Source organism: Bradyrhizobium daqingense, assembly GCF_021044685.1.
In the GTDB taxonomy this organism is placed as follows: Bacteria; Pseudomonadota; Alphaproteobacteria; order Rhizobiales; family Xanthobacteraceae; genus Bradyrhizobium; species Bradyrhizobium daqingense.
In genome coordinates this window covers 4,914,276-4,932,037 of the sequence record NZ_CP088014.1, presented here as the reverse complement: position 1 = coordinate 4,932,037, position 17,762 = coordinate 4,914,276, and the positions used below count along the sequence as shown (strand labels likewise).

Below are 17,762 nucleotides of genomic sequence, written 5' to 3'. Positions count from 1 at the left end.
GTCCCGCACGACGGATGCGGGCATGCATCCATTCGCGAACGAAATCTCCGGCACGCCCCGACCAGGGATGCCGATCGCGCGTCATCATCCAGTCCGGTGAGACCGTGCGCATTGATCACGGACTCACGCCTCACGCCTGAGCGCGTTCTGGACGCGCGCCGAGCGACAGTCCGTGAGTTTTTGCTGGGCGCCGGACCGCAGGGGCTGCACCCCGGCCGGCGACATCGCAATGGGGAAGAGACGTCCTGTCGGATCGCTCGGTCTGCCTCGATTTTTCATCGAAATGTCGCGATTGATGGGGATCCGTAGCATTCTGAGGGACCCGCACGGAGCCTCCTATGCACCGCGCCGTGCATATCCTCATTGATCCAATCCAAAATTGACCGGGCATACGATTCGCGGATATCACCCTTATGGGGACTTCGATTTGCTGGGAAGAGTCATGCCGCGTATCCTCGTGGTTGATGACGATCCGATGGTCGGCGCGACCATCGAGGTCCTCCTCCAACGTCAGGGCTTCGACGTCACGTTGACCGACGGCGGAGAAACGGGATTGGCTGCGCTCGAAACACAGGTTTTCGACGTGATGCTGGTCGACATCTTCATGCCGCATATGCGCGGCTTCGAATCCATCCGCATCTTTCACGAGCGCGCGCCGGCCACGCCGCTGATCGCGATGTCCGGCTACGCCTTCGCCTCGTCGGCATCGCCCTCTCCCGACTTTCTCCGCATGGCGCTGGAGCTCGGCGCGACCCGATGCTTGCGCAAGCCGTTCACGCCGGACGCGCTGCTGACCACGATCCGGGAATGCCTCACCGGTATGGGCGAGAGCGCACAGCCGAAGGACAAGAAAGAAGCCCCTTGATCCCAACGCAGCGCGTCATTCTCGGTGCTGGACTTGCCATCCTCCTGATCATCACCGCAGCCTCGATCGCCCTCGACGTCAAGTCGCGGTCCGACGCGGCATGGGTCAATCACACCGTGCAGGTGCAGAAGAAGATTTCCGACCTGCGGGTGCTGATGCGCCGCGCCGAGAGCGCCGCGCGCGGCTATGAGCTCTATCGCAGCGCAGGCTTCAACGATGAGTTCCAGGCGGTGCGTGCCCAGATCGCGCCGGCGCTCGCCGATCTCAAGCGGAGCGTGCGCGACATTCCCGATCAGGTCGCGCTGATGGAGGGCACCGAGCCGCTGGCGCTGCGCCGGATCGAGATCGCCGCAGAAGCCATGCGCATGCGCGCCGCGAACGACCTCGCCGGCATCGCCGCGCTCCAAGGCAGGGCCGAGGGCCGCGGCTTGATGGATACGGTGATGGGCAATCTGGATAAATTGAGCGCCGCTGAGGAACGCCTGCTCAGCGAGCGCTCTCAGGATTCGCGCCGCACCGGCATTGTTCTGCTGGGCATCGACGTGGCTGGCGCGCTGGTGATCCTGCTGCTGGTCGTGATGGTGATGCGCGAAAGCCGGCGCACCGAATTCGCGCTCAAGAGCACGCTGATGGAGACCACGGCCGCCAAGGAGGCACTCGCCGAGGCGGTGGCCGAGCGCACCGAGCATCTGGTCACCGCGCATGACGAGCTGCGCCTCTCCGTCAACGTGCTGCAAAGCACGTTCCACAGCATGGCGGAGGCCGTGCTGGTCATCGATGCCGAGGGCACCGTCCTCCTGTCCAATCCGGCCGCCGAGCGCATGCTGCTGCACCGCGCCGGCATGAACTTGAAGAATCTGCGTGCGCTGTCCGACGTCTTCCATGGCGACGGCGTCACGCCGCTGAGGGCCGAGGAGCTACCGTCGACGCGCGTGCTGCGCGGCGAGCAGTTCGAAGAGCTCGAGATGATCGTCCGCCCGCACAGCGGCAATCCTCCGCGGCATCTCATGATCAGCGGCCGGCCGATGCTGGACGGGCAAGGCAATGTCTCCGGCGCCGTGCTGGTCTATCACGACGCAACGACCTCGCGGGAGACGGAGCGACAGCTGTATCAGTCGCAGAAGCTCGATGCGATCGGCAAGCTGACCGGCGGCGTCGCGCACGACTTCAACAACATGCTGACGGTCATCTCCGGCAACACCGAGACGCTGGTGGAGAGCCTGAAGAGCCAGCCCGAGCTCCAGCGCACCGCACGCCTGATCGACGATGCCGCCGAGCGCTGCGCCGAGCTGATCCAGCATTTGCTCGCCTTTGCACGCCGGCAGCCGCTCCAGCCGCGCAACGTCGAGATCAACGCCGCGGTCGCCGACATCGCAAAACTCCTGCGCCCCACCCTCGGCGAGCAGATCCAGATCGAGACCGTGCTCGAACAGGGTCGGATGACCAGCCACATCGATCCGTCCCGGCTCACCAATGCCGTGCTCAACATGGCCATCAACGCCCGCGACGCCATGCCGAACGGCGGCAAGCTGCTGCTGGAGACCCACCGCGTCGTGCTGGACGAAGCCTATGCGCAGGCCAATGCGGACGTGACGCCGGGTCCCTACGTGATGCTCGCAGTCAGCGACACCGGTACCGGCATGTCGACGGAAACCCAGCAGAAGGCGTTCGAGCCGTTCTTCACCACCAAGGAGGTCGGCAAGGGGTCGGGCCTCGGCCTGTCCATGGTCTATGGCTTCGTCAAGCAATCCGGCGGCCACATCAAGATCTACAGCGAGGAAGACCACGGCACCACGATCAAGCTCTATCTGCCGCCGGGCGAAGCCACGGCGGACGTGGCCGCTCCTGTCGCGCCGCAGGCCGAAGGCGGCGCCGAGACCATCTTCGTAGTCGAAGACGATAGCCTGGTGCGCAACTTCGTCACCGCACAGCTCCAGAGTCTCGGTTACAGGACGGTGGCCGCATCCGACGGCCGAAGCGCGCTGGAGTTGATCGACGCCGGTCAGAAGTTCGACCTGCTCTTCACCGACGTCGTCATCCCCGGCGGCATGAGCGGACGCGACCTCGCCGACGAGGTGGCCAGGCGCCGGCCGGGGCTGAAGGTGCTCTACACCTCCGGCTACACCGACAACGCCATCGTCCATCACGGCAAACTCGATGACGGCGTGATGCTCTTGACGAAACCCTACCGGCGCAACCAGCTCGCCGAGATGATCCGGAAGGCGCTGGGCACCGGGATGACCGGCTAGTGCACGCCCCGTGATGATCTGACGAGACGCGCGTACCCGCGCAGCTTCTTCCCGCCGGCCCCCGACGGTGACCGAGATCACAGAGGCGCGCCTTGCCTCGGATCAGTTTATGGAGACGCTGCGCACATATTACGCGAGGCTGAGATGGGCGCGTTTCGCTGGCTTTTGTTATTCCTTTTGATCTCGTTGACCTGCGGTTCGGCCCGAGCCGAGCGCCGTGTTGCGCTGGTGATCGGCAACTCCTCCTACAAGAACGTGCCGAAGTTGGCCAATCCCGTGAACGACGCCGCGCTGGTCGGCGGCATGTTCAAGAAGGCCGGGTTCGACAGCGTGGAAGTCAGGGCCGACCTCAGCGCCCCCGAGATGCGCAAAGCGTTGCGCGAGTTCGGCATGAGGACACGCGATGCCGAGATGGCCGTGGTCTACTACGCCGGCCATGGGATCGAGATCGACGGCAACAACTATCTGATTCCGGTCGATGCGGTTCTCGAGGTCGATACGGATGTCTACGACGAGGCATTTGCGCTCGACCGGGTGCTGGCATCCGTCGAACCCGCCAAGCAGCTTCGCCTCGTCATCCTCGACGCCTGCCGCGACAACCCGTTCGCCAAGACCATGAAGCGGACCGTTGCAGCGCGCGCGATCGGCAGGGGCCTTGCCAAGGTCGAACCGACTAGCCCGAATACGATGATCGCCTTTGCCGCGAAGGCGGGCTCGACAGCCTCCGATGGTGATTCCAGGAACAGCCCGTTCGCGGCATCGCTCGTCGACCGCCTGCCGACGCCCGGCCTCGACCTGCGCAAGGCGTTCGGATTCGTCCGCGACGACGTGTTGAAGAATACCGGCCACAGGCAGGAGCCCTACGTCTACGGCTCGCTCGGTGGCAACGACGTGCCACTGATCCCGGCAAAACCGGCCGCGGCTGGACCGCAGGCGAGCCCGGATGAATCTATCCGCCGCGACTATGAACTGGCGCTGCAGATCGGCACGCGAGAGGTCTGGACCGCTTTTCTCGCCAAATATACCGATGGCTTCTACGCCAGCCTCGCCCAAGGACAATTGAAACGGATCGCCGCCGAGGAAACGCGCCTCGCCGCGGCCGAAAAGGCGCGCCAAGCCGAGCATGAGAAAGCGCGTCTTGCCGCAGAACAGGCCAAGGCAGCCGAGCAGCAGAAAGCGGCTGCGGCGGTAAAGGCCGCGGAGGATGCACGGCTCGCCGCGGAGAAGGCAAAACAGGTCGAGGACGCCAAGGCGGCTGCGACCGAGCAGCGGCGCAAGGATGCCGAAGCCGCAGCGGCGAAGGTGATCGCTGAAAAGCAGGCCGCCGAGAGACAAGCCGCCGAAACGCAAGGCGCAGACAAGCCGGCGGCTACGAACCAGACCGTCGCTGCACTCGCGCCCGCGCCGACGCAGCCCGCACTCTCGCCTCAGGATATCACCAAGCTGACGCAACTGGAGCTGCGCCGGGTTGGCTGCCAGTCCGCCGCCGCGACCGGCGATTGGAATGCGACCGCACAGCGCTCACTTTCGACGTTCAACAAATATGCCGGCACGAAGCTCGACGCCAAGATGGCCAGCCTCGAGGCGCTCGATGCCATCAAGGCCAAGCCGGGCCGTGTCTGTCCGCTGGTCTGCGAACGCGGCTTCAAGACCGACGGCGATCAATGCACTAAGATCACCTGCCGGACCGGATTCCGCATCAATGACGACAACGAATGCGAGAAGATCCCGGATAGGAAGCCCGCGACCGCGCGTGAGGATTCGAAGCCACGCGACGAGCAGCGCAAGCAGGTCGAATCCGCGCCCAGCCAGCCGCAGGCCTCGGGTCAAATCCTGTGCAATCAGGCAGGGTGCAGACCGGTCAGATCGGGGTGCCGACTTCTGGCAACCAACAACAACGGCAAGCACGCGGCGCTCAATTCCGGTGGAGCGGTGCCGAGCATCGAGGTCTGCGACTAACCCCGCGTCGCCAGCACCACCGCGGCCAGCGTGAAGATCAGCGCCGCGATCTGCCCCGGCCCGAGCGGCTCACCGAGCGCGATCGCCGACGCCACCACGCCGATGACAGGCACTGCCATGGTGCCGATCGCTGCGACCGAGGCCGGCAGGCGCGCCAGCGCTGCGAACCAGCTGACATAGGCGATGCAGAACTGCACCACGGTGGAATAGACCAGGAGCCACCAGCCGAGCGGCGTCACGTTCGACAAATGCGTGGTCTCGACCAGGAGGCCGACGATCGAGATCGGCAGGCAGCCGATCCCGATCTGCCAGGCCGCAGCCGTGAGCGGCGGCAGATGGATCGGGTACTTCTTCGAGAACACCGTGCCGACCGCGAAGCCGAACGCGCCGCACAGCGCCATGATGATCCCAGGCGCCTTCTCGACGCTGGCGGCGATGCCATTGCCGCCCATGATCGAGGCAAGGCCGGCAAAGGCCATCACCAGCCCCAGCGTGCGCAGCACCGTCGGCCGCTCCCCCAGCACCGGCCAGGCGATGATCGAGGCCCAGACCGGCATGGTGTAGGCGATCAACGCCGCCTCGCTGGCCGGCAGCCACAGCAGCGCCAGCCCCATCAGCACCATCCAGCCGGTGACGTTGAGCACGGCGGCGGTGAGGAGGCGCGGCCAGATCGCCCGCTCGACCTTCAGGCTCTGCCGGCGCATGACCGCAAGCAGCGCCAGCAGCACGGCTCCGAGCACGCCGGTGACCCCGCGCAGGGTCAGCGGCGGCAGCTCGGCGAGCAGGAACTTGGTCACCGGCCAATTGAAGCCCCAGCCGATCGAGGTGATCGCGAGGAACATCAGGCCGGCCGGGGCGATGCGCGCGCGCGCATCCCGGCGGGTCGAATCAAGCATTGGGGCAGTCCGGCAAAAACTTGCGGTCAGCTTGGCGCGGATTCGCCGCGCAAACCACCGCCCCCGCGGGCATGCCTGCCCTCACCTTCCGTAGGGCTACGTGAGTCCTGCTGACGCAATCCCATGGCTCAAAAATATACCTGCCCTGTGAACAGCGGGATGAAGGCTCCGCATCATCACGGGACGCAAATTTTTTCGGTTGGGAATCTCTGAGGACTCACTGATACTTGCCTCCACAACAGGCGCGGCCGAGTCCCCTGTTATCCCCCACAATCCACCATATTTAGTATTTGATTCAGGAACTCGCACTAGTTCTTGACGGGCGCTTTGGAGAGTCCTAGCTTTCGGTCCGTTCGGCGCGAGTGAGTTTGCGTCCCGCCGGCACTCCCCCAAAGGGTCTCGCAAATCGACACTCCGCCCAGCCAGCCAAAGGCAGCGGATGAGGGCTTGTCTGCCCTCGGAATGCGGACTTTTCGGGCGCCAAACGGGCCGGCAACAGGCTCGCATGGCATCGGTAGAAGTTGTGACGTTGTGGGGCGTTGAACGCATGTCGGACCCATCCCCTTGGGGGCGGACGGGTCTGGACATGCCGGCGGATGCAAGGTGCTCGCACCGGGCCTTCGCCGGGAGAAAGTGAGCCGGATCCACCGGCCAGAACTGCGAAACCCTCTGGGGGCCACGAAGCCCTTCAAGGGCTCGCCAAACGAAATGTCGACCGGACGCCTGAACGGAGGCGGTTCGGTCAAGAGATTAAAGGACGGGGCAAGACCATGCGGATTGAGCGGCGCCACACCACTTCAGGACAGTCACCTTACGCGGGAATCGATTTCCGCCTGACCACGTCGGAGATTCGCAATCCCGACGGCTCGGTCGTGTTCAAGCTGGACGGCGTCGAGGTGCCGACCGAGTGGTCGCAGGTCGCCTCCGACGTGCTCGCCCAGAAATACTTCCGCAAGGCCGGCGTTGCCGCGCGCCTGAAGAAGGTCGAGGAGGAATCCGTCCCCTCCTTCCTGTGGCGCTCCGTCCCCGACACCGAGGCGCTCGCCGCCCTGCCCGAGAAGGAGCGCTATGTCAGCGAGCTCTCGGCCAAGCAGGTGTTCGACCGCCTCGCCGGCTGCTGGACCTATTGGGGCTGGAAGGGCGGCTATTTCTCCACCGACGAGGACGCGCAGGCCTTCTATGACGAGCTCCGCTACATGCTCGCCATGCAGATGGTCGCGCCGAACTCGCCGCAATGGTTCAACACCGGCCTGCACTGGGCCTATGGCATCGACGGCCCCGGCCAAGGCCACTATTACGTCGACCCCTTCACCGGCAAGCTGACCAAGTCCAAATCGGCCTATGAGCATCCGCAGCCGCATGCCTGCTTCATCCAGGGCGTCGGCGACGATCTCGTCAACGAGGGCGGCATCATGGATCTCTGGGTCCGCGAAGCGCGCCTGTTCAAATACGGCTCCGGCACCGGCTCCAACTTCTCGCGCCTGCGCGGCGAAGGCGAGAAGCTCTCGGGCGGCGGCCGCTCGTCCGGCCTGATGAGCTTCCTCAAGATCGGCGACCGCGCGGCGGGCGCGATCAAGAGCGGCGGCACCACGCGCCGCGCGGCCAAGATGGTCGTGGTCGACGTCGATCACCCCGACATCGAGACCTATATCGACTGGAAGGTGAAGGAGGAGCAGAAGGTCGCCGCCCTCGTCACGGGCTCCAAGATCAACCAGAAGCACCTCAAGGCGGTGCTGAAGGCCTGCGTGAACTGCGAAGGCTCGGGCGACGATTGCTTCGACCCCGAGAAGAACCCGGCGCTGCGCCGCGAGATCAAGCTCGCGCGCCGCTCGCTCGTGCCCGACAATTACATCAAGCGCGTCATCCAGTTCGCCAAGCAGGGCTACAAGGACATCGCGTTCGACACCTACGACACCGACTGGGACTCTGAAGCCTATCTCACGGTCTCCGGGCAGAACTCCAACAACTCGGTCTCGCTGAAGGACGACTTCCTGCGCGCCGTGGAGACCGACGGCGACTGGAATCTGAACGCCCGCACCTCCAAGAAGGTGACGAAGACGCTGAAGGCGCGCGACCTCTGGGAAAAGATCGGCTACGCCGCCTGGGCCTCGGCCGATCCCGGCCTGCACTTCAACACCACCATGAACGACTGGCATACCTGCAAGGCGTCCGGCGACATCCGCGCGTCCAATCCGTGCTCGGAATACATGTTCCTGGACGACACGGCGTGCAACCTCGCCTCCGCCAATCTGCTGACGTTCTACAACACCACGACCAAGCATTTCGACGTCGAGGGCTATGAGCATCTCTGCCGCTTGTGGACCCTCGTGCTCGAAATCTCCGTGATGATGGCGCAGTTCCCGTCCAAGGCGATCGCCGAGCTCTCCTACGAGTTCCGCACGCTCGGTCTCGGCTACGCCAATATCGGCGGCCTGCTGATGACCATGGGCCTGCCCTATGACAGCAAGGAAGGCCGCGCGCTCTGCGGCGCCCTCACCGCGGTCATGACCGGCATCACCTACAAGACCTCGGCAGAGATCGCTTCCGAGCTCGGCACCTTCCCCGGCTACAAGAAGAACGCCGCGCACATGCTGCGCGTCATCCGTAACCACCGCCGCGCCGCGCACGGCCAATCGAACGGCTATGAGGCGCTCAGCGTCAACCCTGTGCCGCTCGACCTCGTCTCCTGCCCGCAAGCCGACATCGTCAGCCACGCCCAGGCGGCCTGGGATGCGGCGCTCGAGCTCGGCGAGAAGCACGGCTATCGCAACGCCCAGACCACCGTCATCGCGCCGACCGGCACGATCGGCCTCGTCATGGATTGCGACACCACCGGCATCGAACCGGACTTCGCGCTGGTGAAGTTCAAGAAGCTCGCCGGCGGCGGCTACTTCAAGATCATCAACCGCGCGGTCCCCGCAGCGCTGCGCGCGCTCGGCTATCGCGAGAGCGAGATCGCGGAGATCGAGGCCTACGCCGTCGGCCACGGCTCGCTTTCCAACGCGCCCGGCATCAACGCCTCGACCCTGAAGGCCAAGGGCTTCACCGATGAGGCCATTGCCAAGGTCGAAAAGGCGCTGCCGACCGCCTTCGACATCAAGTTCGCCTTCAACAAGTGGACCTTTGGCGAGGACTTCATCCGCGACCAGCTCGGCATCGGTGCCGAGGCGATCGCAGCCCCCGGCTTCGACCTGCTCCAGGCCGTCGGCTTCACCCGACGCGAGATCGAGGCGGCCAACGTCCACATCTGCGGCGCGATGACGGTGGAAGGTGCCCCGCACCTCAAGGCCGAGCACTATCCGGTGTTCGACTGCGCCAATCCCTGCGGCAAGATCGGCAAGCGCTATCTGTCGGTCGAGAGCCACATCCGCATGATGGCGGCGGCGCAGCCCTTCATCTCGGGCGCGATCTCCAAGACCATCAACATGCCGAACGACGCCACGGTGGAGGACTGCAAGTCCGCCTACATGCTGTCGTGGAAGCTCGCCCTGAAGGCCAACGCACTCTATCGCGACGGCTCGAAGCTCAGCCAGCCGCTCAACTCGCAGCTCATCAGCGATGATGAGGACGAGGACGATGCGGTCGAGACCCTCTACGAGAAGCCGATGGCGGCGCGCGCCGCCCAGGTCTCGGAGAAGATCGTCGAGAAGCTCGTCGAGCGCATCATCGTGATGCGCGAGCGCGAGAAGATGCCGGATCGCCGCAAGGGCTATACCCAGAAGGCGGTCGTCGGCGGCCACAAGGTCTATCTGCGCACCGGCGAGTATGACGACGGCCGTCTCGGCGAGATCTTCATCGACATGCACAAGGAAGGCGCGGCGCTCCGCTCCTTCATCAACAACTTCGCCATCGCGGTGTCGCTCGGCCTGCAATACGGCGTGCCGCTGGACGAATATGTCGACGCCTTCACCTTCACCCGCTTCGAGCCGGCGGGCCCCGTGCAGGGCAACGACAGCATCAAGTACGCGACCTCGATCCTCGACTACGTCTTCCGCGAGCTCGCGGTGAGCTACCTCTCCCGCTTCGACCTCGCCCATGTCGATCCCAACGAGACGGGTTTTGACGCGCTCGGCAAGGGCGTCGAGGAAGGCAAGGAGCCGGACGAGGACGGCGGCCACCACGCCACCAAGCTGGTCTCGCGCGGCCTCACCCGCTCGCGCACGGACAACCTCGTTGTGATGCGCGGCGGCTCGACCGCGGTCTCGCAAGGCAACGATGGCGCGCCATCAGGCGGCAGCCGCGTCACGGCCCTCGCCGCGCACGGCACGAGTGCCCGCGCCGGCGATGCCATCGAAGGCGCCGTCGCCCTGAAGCAGGAAGCCCAGCACGATCTGTCTCCGACGGAGAAGCTCGAAGCGCTGCAGTGGAGCAAGGCCGGCAGCGCTGCGGTTGCAGCGCCCACCAAGGCCGAGCGCCGCGCGGAAGCCAAGGCCAAGGGCTACGAAGGCGAGATGTGCTCGGAGTGCGGCAACTTCACGCTGGTGCGGAATGGGACCTGCATGAAGTGCGATACTTGCGGGAGCACGACGGGGTGTTCGTGAGGAAAACCACTAGCCATGAAGGCCGCTCGGAAGAGCGGCCTTTTTCTTAAGCGTCCAAACCAATGACATTTGAATTCCAGGTCCCCACTCCAAACGGGAAAATGACATTCCGGATCGATACCGGGACATCTCTTTTATTTGTCGGGGCAAACGGCGGCGGCAAAACGCGACTTGCAGTCTTGATTGAAGAAGAGCTGGGGAAGCAGGCACATCGAATCTCCGCGCATCGCGCTCTATCGCTCAATCCATCGGTCGCCAAGGTTACAGAACAGCGCGCCCTTGACGCTCTCCGAATAGGGACCACTGGCGAGCGATTCCGGGTCGACAATCGAACTATCGCGCGGTGGGACAGCAAGGCCGCCACGATCCTGCTCGACGACTATGACTATCTGCTGCAGGCACTTTTCGCCGATCAGATAAGCATCTCGCTGACTGCCTACAAAAACGCACGCGACGGAAACTACCAATCCGTGAGGCCCACAAAATTCGACCAACTGAGGGACATATGGGATCGGGTCGTTTCCAATCGAACGCTCGACATTGGCAGCGACAGCATAGAGGTCATTACTCAATATGGCAGCTATCCCGCGGCTGAAATGAGCGACGGCGAACGGGCTATCTTCTATCTAATAGGCCAGACGCTGATGGCCGCCACTAACAGCCTCATTATTTTCGATGAACCCGAGCTTCACATACACCGCTCAATAATGTCACGACTGTGGGATGAATTAGAAGCAGCACGACCCGATTGCGCCATCGTAATAATCTCGCACGACCTTGAGTTCATTGCCGCTAGAGAGGGCAGCAAGTACGTAATTCGCAGCTATGATCCGCGCAAAATGTGGACGATCGAGGCCGTCCCAGAACAGGTGGGCTTCCCGGAAGACATAACGACTCTGATCCTCGGCAGTCCAAAGCCAATTCTATTTGTTGAAGGGAGTGGTGAAAGTCTTGATCGCGCAATCTACCGAGCATGCTATCCCAATTGGACCATCATCCCTCGGGGCTCGTGCGAAGAAGTAGTGCACGCCGTTGTCACAATGAGGGCCAACGGGACTCTCACCGGCATTACGTGCGCCGGTATCGTTGATGCTGATGCCTACGAGCCGAGCGAGATCGAATTCCTCAGGAGCAAGGGAATTGCGGTGCTACCGGTATCGGAGGTTGAAAACCTGTTCCTGTTGCCGACAGTCATAGAAGCGATCGCAAGAGTTGAGGGCTTTGATGACGCCGCGCTCTCCACAAAAGTCGCCGACGTTTTGAATGAGCTTTTCGAACACGCGAAGCGTCCCGAAAATCAGCTGCCCGCCGTCATGCGCTATTGTCGTCGTAGAATCGACCGAACGCTCAAGAAGCTAGATCTGAACTCGGCCAAAGATATTTCGACACTCATATCTGAATACTCAAGCAGCACCAGCAGCCTAGACATCTCTAGATTGGCAGCATTAGCTACCAAGAGCATCCAGACAGCCATTGCCGATAGAAATGCAGTCGAACTGCTAAAGTGGTACGACAACAAAGGCGTTCTCGCACTCGCCTCAAAGGCGAAGGGCACAACGAAGATTCAGTTCGAGCAGTGGGTCTTGCGGGCGCTGCGCAACAACTCAGCTCCTGACGTCACGGCGGCCATTCGGCATTCATTGCCATCCGTTTCAGCTAGCTGAAAGGTAGCTCGTTGGCCCCTGACAGCGCATCATTCGACAAACGATGAGGCGCTCTAATTTGCTACGCTTCTATATGACGAAATGAACGGCAATGGTACGGCAGATCGTACCGCTGTGGCGACGGAAGCCGCTCGCTTGTTACGGTGACAGTGCACTAAATTTCTTCGCTATGCCGGATCGGCTATTTCGACTAACTTTTGCATGTGCCCCTGATTAAGTGCACACCGCATTCCTCCGAATTGCCTTTGCGGTCGAGCCCTTCCCCCCTAAACTCCAGACCCCACCGGCAACGGTTCCGACGGGCCCGGCAGCAGCGGAGTAGACTCATGCCCAAACCGGAAAGCTTCCCGATGGAGAAGATCTTCGTTCCCACGAAGCAGAAGAAAACACTCAGGCCCGAGACCGTCGCGGAGATCGCGGAAAGCATGCTGGAGATCGGACAACAGGAGCCCATTTCCATCAGGCGCGACGGAGACCGCCTCGTCCTGGTCGAGGGACTGCATCGGCTCGAGGCCTGCAAGGCGCTCGGCGAGACGACCATTCTCGGCGTCCTGGTCCCGGCCGAGGTTGCTCAGTACAGGCCGCAGCTCGCCGAGCGACCCGAAGTCGAGGCCGAGCGCATCAAGATGGCGCGATTGAAACAGTTGCGCCTGGAGAAGGAAGCCGCAGAGGCATCGACTGCTGGCTTGAAGAGCGCTGGCGCAACGGAAGTGTCGCGCATCCGTCCGGCGAAAGGCGTCCGCGACAATGCGAAGGCATCAGCGGGCCGGATTGCGAAATCGAAGCCGAAAACATTGTCGGACTGGATCACGCAGCAGAAGGGCAGCGGCGGCCGTTATTGATTTTGGGCGCCGTCATTCCGGGGCGCGCCCGCTTGGGCGCGAGCCCGGAATCCATCGGACGGCACGACGCGTGGCGCAATGGATTCCGGGTTCGCGCTTCGCGCGCCCCGGAATCACGGTCGTTACAGTAACAGTGCGTAGGGTGGATTAGCGAAGCGTAATCCACCTTCTCTCCTTCATCGGCTACGCAGTGGTGGGTTACGCCTGCGGCTAACCCACCCTACGAAGTAGCCGAAATTCGCCGATTGCGGCTATTCCCGCGAAAGCGACCGCAATCCTCTCACGCCGCCTTCGCCTGCTCCGGCGAGGACGTCTCCATCGCGCGCATGTAGAGGTCGAGCAGGCTTTCGCGCTCGTCGCGCTCGTTCTTGTCTTCCTTGCGCAGCTTGATGATCTCCTTGAGGATCTTGACGTCGAAGCCCTCGCCCTTGGCTTCCGCGAAGACTTCCTTCTTCTGTTCGCTCAACTCCTGCATTTCGCTGTCGAGGTTCTCGATCCGCTCGACGAAGGAACGGATCTTGCCGCCGGGAATGGTGATGTCGGACATGGTGCCTCTTTGCTGACTGAGGTCGCGAAAATGACCGCAAAGAAATGACCAATGTCTTAACCTCGCAAGCCGCGTGTTGCCCGCCGATGAACGGCGAGAGCCGTTCCATGCCCAAGCTTCGCTTCGATAAGGGTGCCACTCCTAAACAAGTGAGCGAGTCTGAATCCGTTCGCTCGGCGAAGTCTTCCTCGAATGGCTCTCGCCTGCACACGGGTTGCGCTGGATCGATTTCGGCTGCGGCAACGGCGCGGCGAGAGATTGCGCCTCGTCCAGTCGCGCCACTAACGCCCCGCCCCACTCCCCCGCCCGCCATAATTTTTCCTCGCCATACGCGTTGTGTCTGACAGCAGCGAGACCTATCCTTCCCGGAGATCGGACTGCCTCCCATTGACGCCCGACCGGATGGAGAGCGCATCGGTGCCTGACACGAACGATCCCAAACCTGATACCGGCAAGCCGGACGAGGCGCGCGCCGATAGCGGGCTGACGCGGGCCTATGACCGGATCAAGAGCGCAGAGGAAGACCTTGCGCGGCTGGACCGGCTGGTTTCCGGAATGGAACGCAACAGCGAAGCTCCGCGGACCTCGCACGCCAGCGCCGCCGCGACGGCAGCTGCCACTTCCGGAGACAAGACGCCGCCGCCGGACGCCAAGGTTCTAAACACCAAGCCTCGCGAGCAAGGCCTGAAGGGAGACCGGGCCATGATGCGCGCTTTGATCATTCTCGTGCTGGCCATCGGCCTGCTCGGTGCCGCCGTCGCTTCGCAGTATGGCGATGAGGCCACATCGATCGGCAAGTCGATCATGGCGCTATGGGCTCCGCCGGCCGCGAGCGTGCCCCCGCAGGCGTCAGCGCCGGACAATCCGGCGCAGCCGCCGGTCGTGCTGCTGGCTGCTGCAGGCGACTCGAGCCCGGTGCCCGCCCCGCCGCCTGATGCCAAGGACATCGAAAGCCCGCCAAAACCTGCCGCTGCGGCGCCTGAGCCGCCATCGCCGGAGCTCGCGCAATCGCTCAAGGCCATCACGAGCGAGCTTGCGAGCATCAGCGGCAAGCTCGAGCAGCTGAAGAGCAGCAACGAGCAGACCCTGCGCGAGCAGGCCGCCACCATCCAACAGCTCAAGGCGGCGCAGGAGAAGGATGCGGCGGACAATGCGCGCCTCGCCGCGCAGGTCCAGGCGCTGCAATCGCAACTGGGCGTGTCATCGGCGGCATCCGCCCCTGCAGCCCCCAAGCCGGTCGTGCGCAGCGCGGTGAACAATGATGCGGCCGCGCATCCCCGCCCACGCGTACCGGCGGCCGAACCCCGACGGCCCAGACCGCCGCCGCGAGGCCCTTGGATGCCGCCCTATATGGCCGATCCCTATTACGGAGATCCGGATTGGTGAGCCGACAAGGCGCCGGCTAGTTTTCCCAACGCACGATTGATCGAAGTCCGAGGCGGCTGCGGCTACGGCTCGCCTGCGTTAATCGCGCAAGTCTACCGTCCGGCCGAGTGAAGGTCCTCTGCAGCGCCGTCGAATGCGTTCTGACTCTCGGCGGCCCCGCCCTGCTCCCCATCCGCAGCCAGCTGGCGTTTGCCGACACCGACGATATCGTGCACCAGCCCGAGTTTCCCCAGCCCGAGGATGATCAGCCCGTTGATGTCGATCTCGTACCAGGCATGCGAGAGATAGGCGTCGCGCGGAAAGCGGTGATGATTGTTGTGCAGGCCTTCGCCGAAGGTGAGGAGCGAGGTCACCAGCTCGTTGGTGGTGCCGTCATGGGTCTCGAAGCGGCGGTAGCCCCAGCGGCCGTCGCTGTGGCAGACCGAGTTCACCAGCGAGGTCGCCATGGTCATGAGGTAGCTGCGGAACAGGCCGGAGAACAACACGCAGCCGATCATCGTGTGCACGCCGCCGAACACATAGCCGATGGCGCCGGGAATGATCACGGCCGACAGTGCGACCCAGTACCAGCGCGTCCTGGTGAAGAACATCGCGATCGGGTCGGCCAGGATGTCCCTTGCGTAATAGGCGCCGTCGGTGGTCTCGCGGTCCCACACCCAGCCGCCATGGGCATGCATCATGCCCTTGCGGAAGCTGACATGGCTGTTGCCGCTGCCGTCATAGTAAGGACTGTGGACGTCGCCGGGCTTGTCGGAATGCAGGTGGTGGCGGCGGTGGTTGCTCACCCATTTCAGGATCGAGCCCTGCACCGTCATCGTGGCGATGGCGGCGAGGATCGTCCGCATCACCGGCCCGCAGCGAAAGCTGCGGTGCACGAAATAGCGATGCATGAAGCCGATGCCGACCGTGGTCAGCGCGAACATGCCGGCGAAGACCGAAATCTCCACCCAGCCGATGCCTTGCGTGAACACCCAGATCAGCGCCGCGATCGAGCCCCCGACCAGGAAGCCGAACCCGATATAGGAATCGAGAAATTTGGCATCGACCAGCGGTCCCTCGACGACCACGCCCGGTGGCAGTTTCGCCGCCTCAGCCTGCTCCGGCGCGACGCTTTCGATGACGGTCATTCCAGTCGGTCCATTGACGCAAAATTAACGCTTCTGCAGCGCACCGTACAGCCACGGGTTGTCTCTCGCAAGGACGCGATCGACCGTAGAAGTGCGGAGCTGCGTGCAGTCAACGCGAAAAGCGCCTGATTTCCAGGCGTCGCCGATCGCGTTAACCAAGGCCAACTCTGCGTGGATCGCACTTTCGAAACGGCATGGCAAAGACAAGCAGACGCCTCCGCTCTCGCCTTCGCAAGCTCCGGAGTGGCGCCCGGTGGATGCGCAAGATCGTCAAGCGATCACCGCGGATGGTCCGGATCGCGGGCGGCGTCGCCATGCTGCTCGCGGCCGTCATGCTCGTGAACATCGTCACTCAGATCATCCGCAAGCCGACCGAGCTGTTCGCCCTCGTCGGCCACGCGCTCGACAAGGAGCCGGAAGAGACCTGGGCGAGTTACGGGCCGCTGTTCCGCAAACATTCGACCGCTGCGATCACGCCGGAATTGCTGGCCGCGCTGGCGCAGGTCGAGAGTTCGGGCAATCCGGTGGCGCGCACCTATTGGCGCTGGCGCTGGAGGCTCAATCCGCTCGCGATCTACCGCCCCGCCTCGAGCGCCGTCGGCCTCTTCCAGATGACCAATCCGGCCTTCGCCGAAGCCGCACGGTTCTGTGTCCGCGACAACGCCGTCGCGGCCACCGGATGCGGCTTCACGGGTTTCTACATTCGCACGATCCCGAGCCATGCCATCGAGCTGGCATCGGTGTATCTCGACCGGCAAGTGGCGATGGTTCTCGCCCTCGCCGGCGATGCCAAGCCAGGTGCGCAGCAGAAGCAGGACCTGGCCGCCTTCATCCATCTCTGCGGCGCCCGCCCCGCCACATCATATGCCCGCCGCAAGTTCCAGATGATATCAGGCGAGCGTTGCGGCGATCATCTGGTTGCCGGCTACATCGCGCGCGTCAACGCAATGAAGCGGCAGTTTCGACGGCTTGCTGCGGATGAGAGCGATTAGACTGTCGCAGGGCGTAGGATGGGTGGAGCGACCTGTCCGCCCTGGCTCACGGAGCAAAGGCGGAAGCGATACCCATCGACGCTACGCGCGACGACGGGTTTCGCAGGCACTCTACCCATCCTACGAACTCCCCCTACGCCCACTTCACCGTATTTCGTTCAACGACACGTGGGCTGCGATCCCGCTCAACTTGGATTCTTGGGGCGCTGGCTCATCATCTGAAAACGGGCCTACCGAGCCTTCAGTCATTCTGCGCTTGACCTGTTCGCAGGTCTTGCGGACGTCTTCAGTAAACATCGCGCATTCTTCGATGCGCTTGAAGATCTTGCGTCCCTCTTCACGATAGCCCGCCGCCGTTTCGCGCATGAAGGCGATTGCGTCGTGAACCTGGGCCGTCAGCGCCTCGCACTTCCGCGCGGCGTCGATCAACTCCGCGCCCATGGCCTCGATCTCTTTCGCCGCAAACTCATAGTCGCGAATGACTGCCTCTGCACTGAGCGCGCCGACGCGAGACACTCCCTCGGTATGTTCGACATAATCGGGCAGAGAAAGGGAAGCGATCGGGCTGTCCGTGACTCCCGAAGCAATATCCGCCTCGAGTTGAAGGAGGTTCACGCCTTCGCGTCTGTGCAATACTTCAACACTTGCCATGGATTGATCCTCTCAATACGCGCCCCGGACCCCTAACAATATT

General features: G+C 63.3%; 12 protein-coding genes. 8 read left to right on the top strand and 4 right to left on the bottom strand.

Features of this window, described 5'->3' with window-relative positions:
* Positions 1-442 precede the first annotated feature (442 nt).
* The 3 genes from LPJ38_RS23300 to LPJ38_RS23290 all read left to right on the top strand — a co-directional run bounded on the left by LPJ38_RS23300 (position 443) and on the right by LPJ38_RS23290 (position 5,073).
* Positions 443-865 carry a response regulator gene (locus tag LPJ38_RS23300; protein WP_145631456.1) on the top strand — a complete coding sequence of 141 codons (423 nt, stop codon included), beginning with the start codon at positions 443-445 and terminating at the stop codon, positions 863-865.
* Positions 862-3,114, top strand: a complete 2,253-nt coding sequence (locus LPJ38_RS23295; protein ID WP_145631459.1) for a CHASE3 domain-containing protein — start codon at positions 862-864, stop codon at positions 3,112-3,114. Before LPJ38_RS23300 ends, LPJ38_RS23295 begins: the two co-directional genes overlap by 4 nt.
* Positions 3,115-3,258: 144 nt before the next feature.
* Positions 3,259-5,073, top strand: coding sequence for a caspase family protein (locus LPJ38_RS23290; protein ID WP_145631462.1), 1,815 nt, complete (start codon positions 3,259-3,261; stop codon positions 5,071-5,073).
* Here LPJ38_RS23290 and LPJ38_RS23285 read toward each other — a convergent pair.
* Positions 5,070-5,969, bottom strand: a complete 900-nt coding sequence (locus LPJ38_RS23285) for a DMT family transporter (protein ID WP_145631465.1) — start codon at positions 5,967-5,969, stop codon at positions 5,070-5,072. The two genes, LPJ38_RS23290 and LPJ38_RS23285, sit on opposite strands and share 4 nt — an antisense overlap.
* A gap of 770 nt (positions 5,970-6,739) precedes the next feature.
* Here LPJ38_RS23285 and LPJ38_RS23280 point away from each other — a divergent pair.
* The 3 genes from LPJ38_RS23280 to LPJ38_RS23270 all read left to right on the top strand — a co-directional run bounded on the left by LPJ38_RS23280 (position 6,740) and on the right by LPJ38_RS23270 (position 13,016).
* Entirely contained in the window at positions 6,740-10,510 is a 3,771-nt protein-coding gene (locus tag LPJ38_RS23280) for a vitamin B12-dependent ribonucleotide reductase (protein WP_145631468.1), read from the top strand.
* Between the two features lie 62 nt (positions 10,511-10,572).
* Positions 10,573-12,174, top strand: a complete 1,602-nt coding sequence (locus LPJ38_RS23275; RefSeq protein ID WP_145631471.1) for an AAA family ATPase — start codon at positions 10,573-10,575, stop codon at positions 12,172-12,174.
* A gap of 326 nt (positions 12,175-12,500) precedes the next feature.
* A complete protein-coding gene (locus tag LPJ38_RS23270; RefSeq protein WP_145631474.1) occupies positions 12,501-13,016 on the top strand; it encodes a ParB N-terminal domain-containing protein in 516 nt (171 codons plus the stop codon).
* A 280-nt stretch (positions 13,017-13,296) separates the two neighbouring features.
* On the opposite strand, the gene LPJ38_RS23265 is transcribed toward LPJ38_RS23270, so the two are convergent.
* Positions 13,297-13,563 (bottom strand): DUF2312 domain-containing protein, encoded by a 267-nt coding sequence (locus LPJ38_RS23265; RefSeq protein ID WP_145631477.1) that lies wholly within the window; start codon positions 13,561-13,563, stop codon positions 13,297-13,299.
* 402 nt (positions 13,564-13,965) lie between these two features.
* Here LPJ38_RS23265 and LPJ38_RS23260 point away from each other — a divergent pair, with 402 nt between their 5' ends.
* Positions 13,966-14,949, top strand: coding sequence for a hypothetical protein (locus tag LPJ38_RS23260; protein WP_145632487.1), 984 nt, complete (start codon positions 13,966-13,968; stop codon positions 14,947-14,949).
* A 92-nt stretch (positions 14,950-15,041) separates the two neighbouring features.
* Here the strand turns inward: LPJ38_RS23260 and LPJ38_RS23255 are convergent, their stop codons facing one another.
* Positions 15,042-16,076 (bottom strand): acyl-CoA desaturase, encoded by a 1,035-nt coding sequence (locus LPJ38_RS23255; RefSeq protein WP_145631480.1) that lies wholly within the window; start codon positions 16,074-16,076, stop codon positions 15,042-15,044.
* 257 nt (positions 16,077-16,333) lie between these two features.
* On the opposite strand from LPJ38_RS23255, the gene LPJ38_RS23250 reads away from it, so the two are divergent.
* On the top strand, positions 16,334-17,068 hold the full coding sequence (locus tag LPJ38_RS23250; protein WP_404437689.1) for a transglycosylase SLT domain-containing protein: 735 nt from the start codon (positions 16,334-16,336) through the stop codon (positions 17,066-17,068).
* A gap of 144 nt (positions 17,069-17,212) precedes the next feature.
* Here the strand turns inward: LPJ38_RS23250 and LPJ38_RS23245 are convergent, their stop codons facing one another.
* Complete coding sequence (locus LPJ38_RS23245) at positions 17,213-17,719, bottom strand: hypothetical protein (protein ID WP_145631487.1); 507 nt, start codon at positions 17,717-17,719, stop codon at positions 17,213-17,215.
* Positions 17,720-17,762 lie beyond the last annotated feature (43 nt).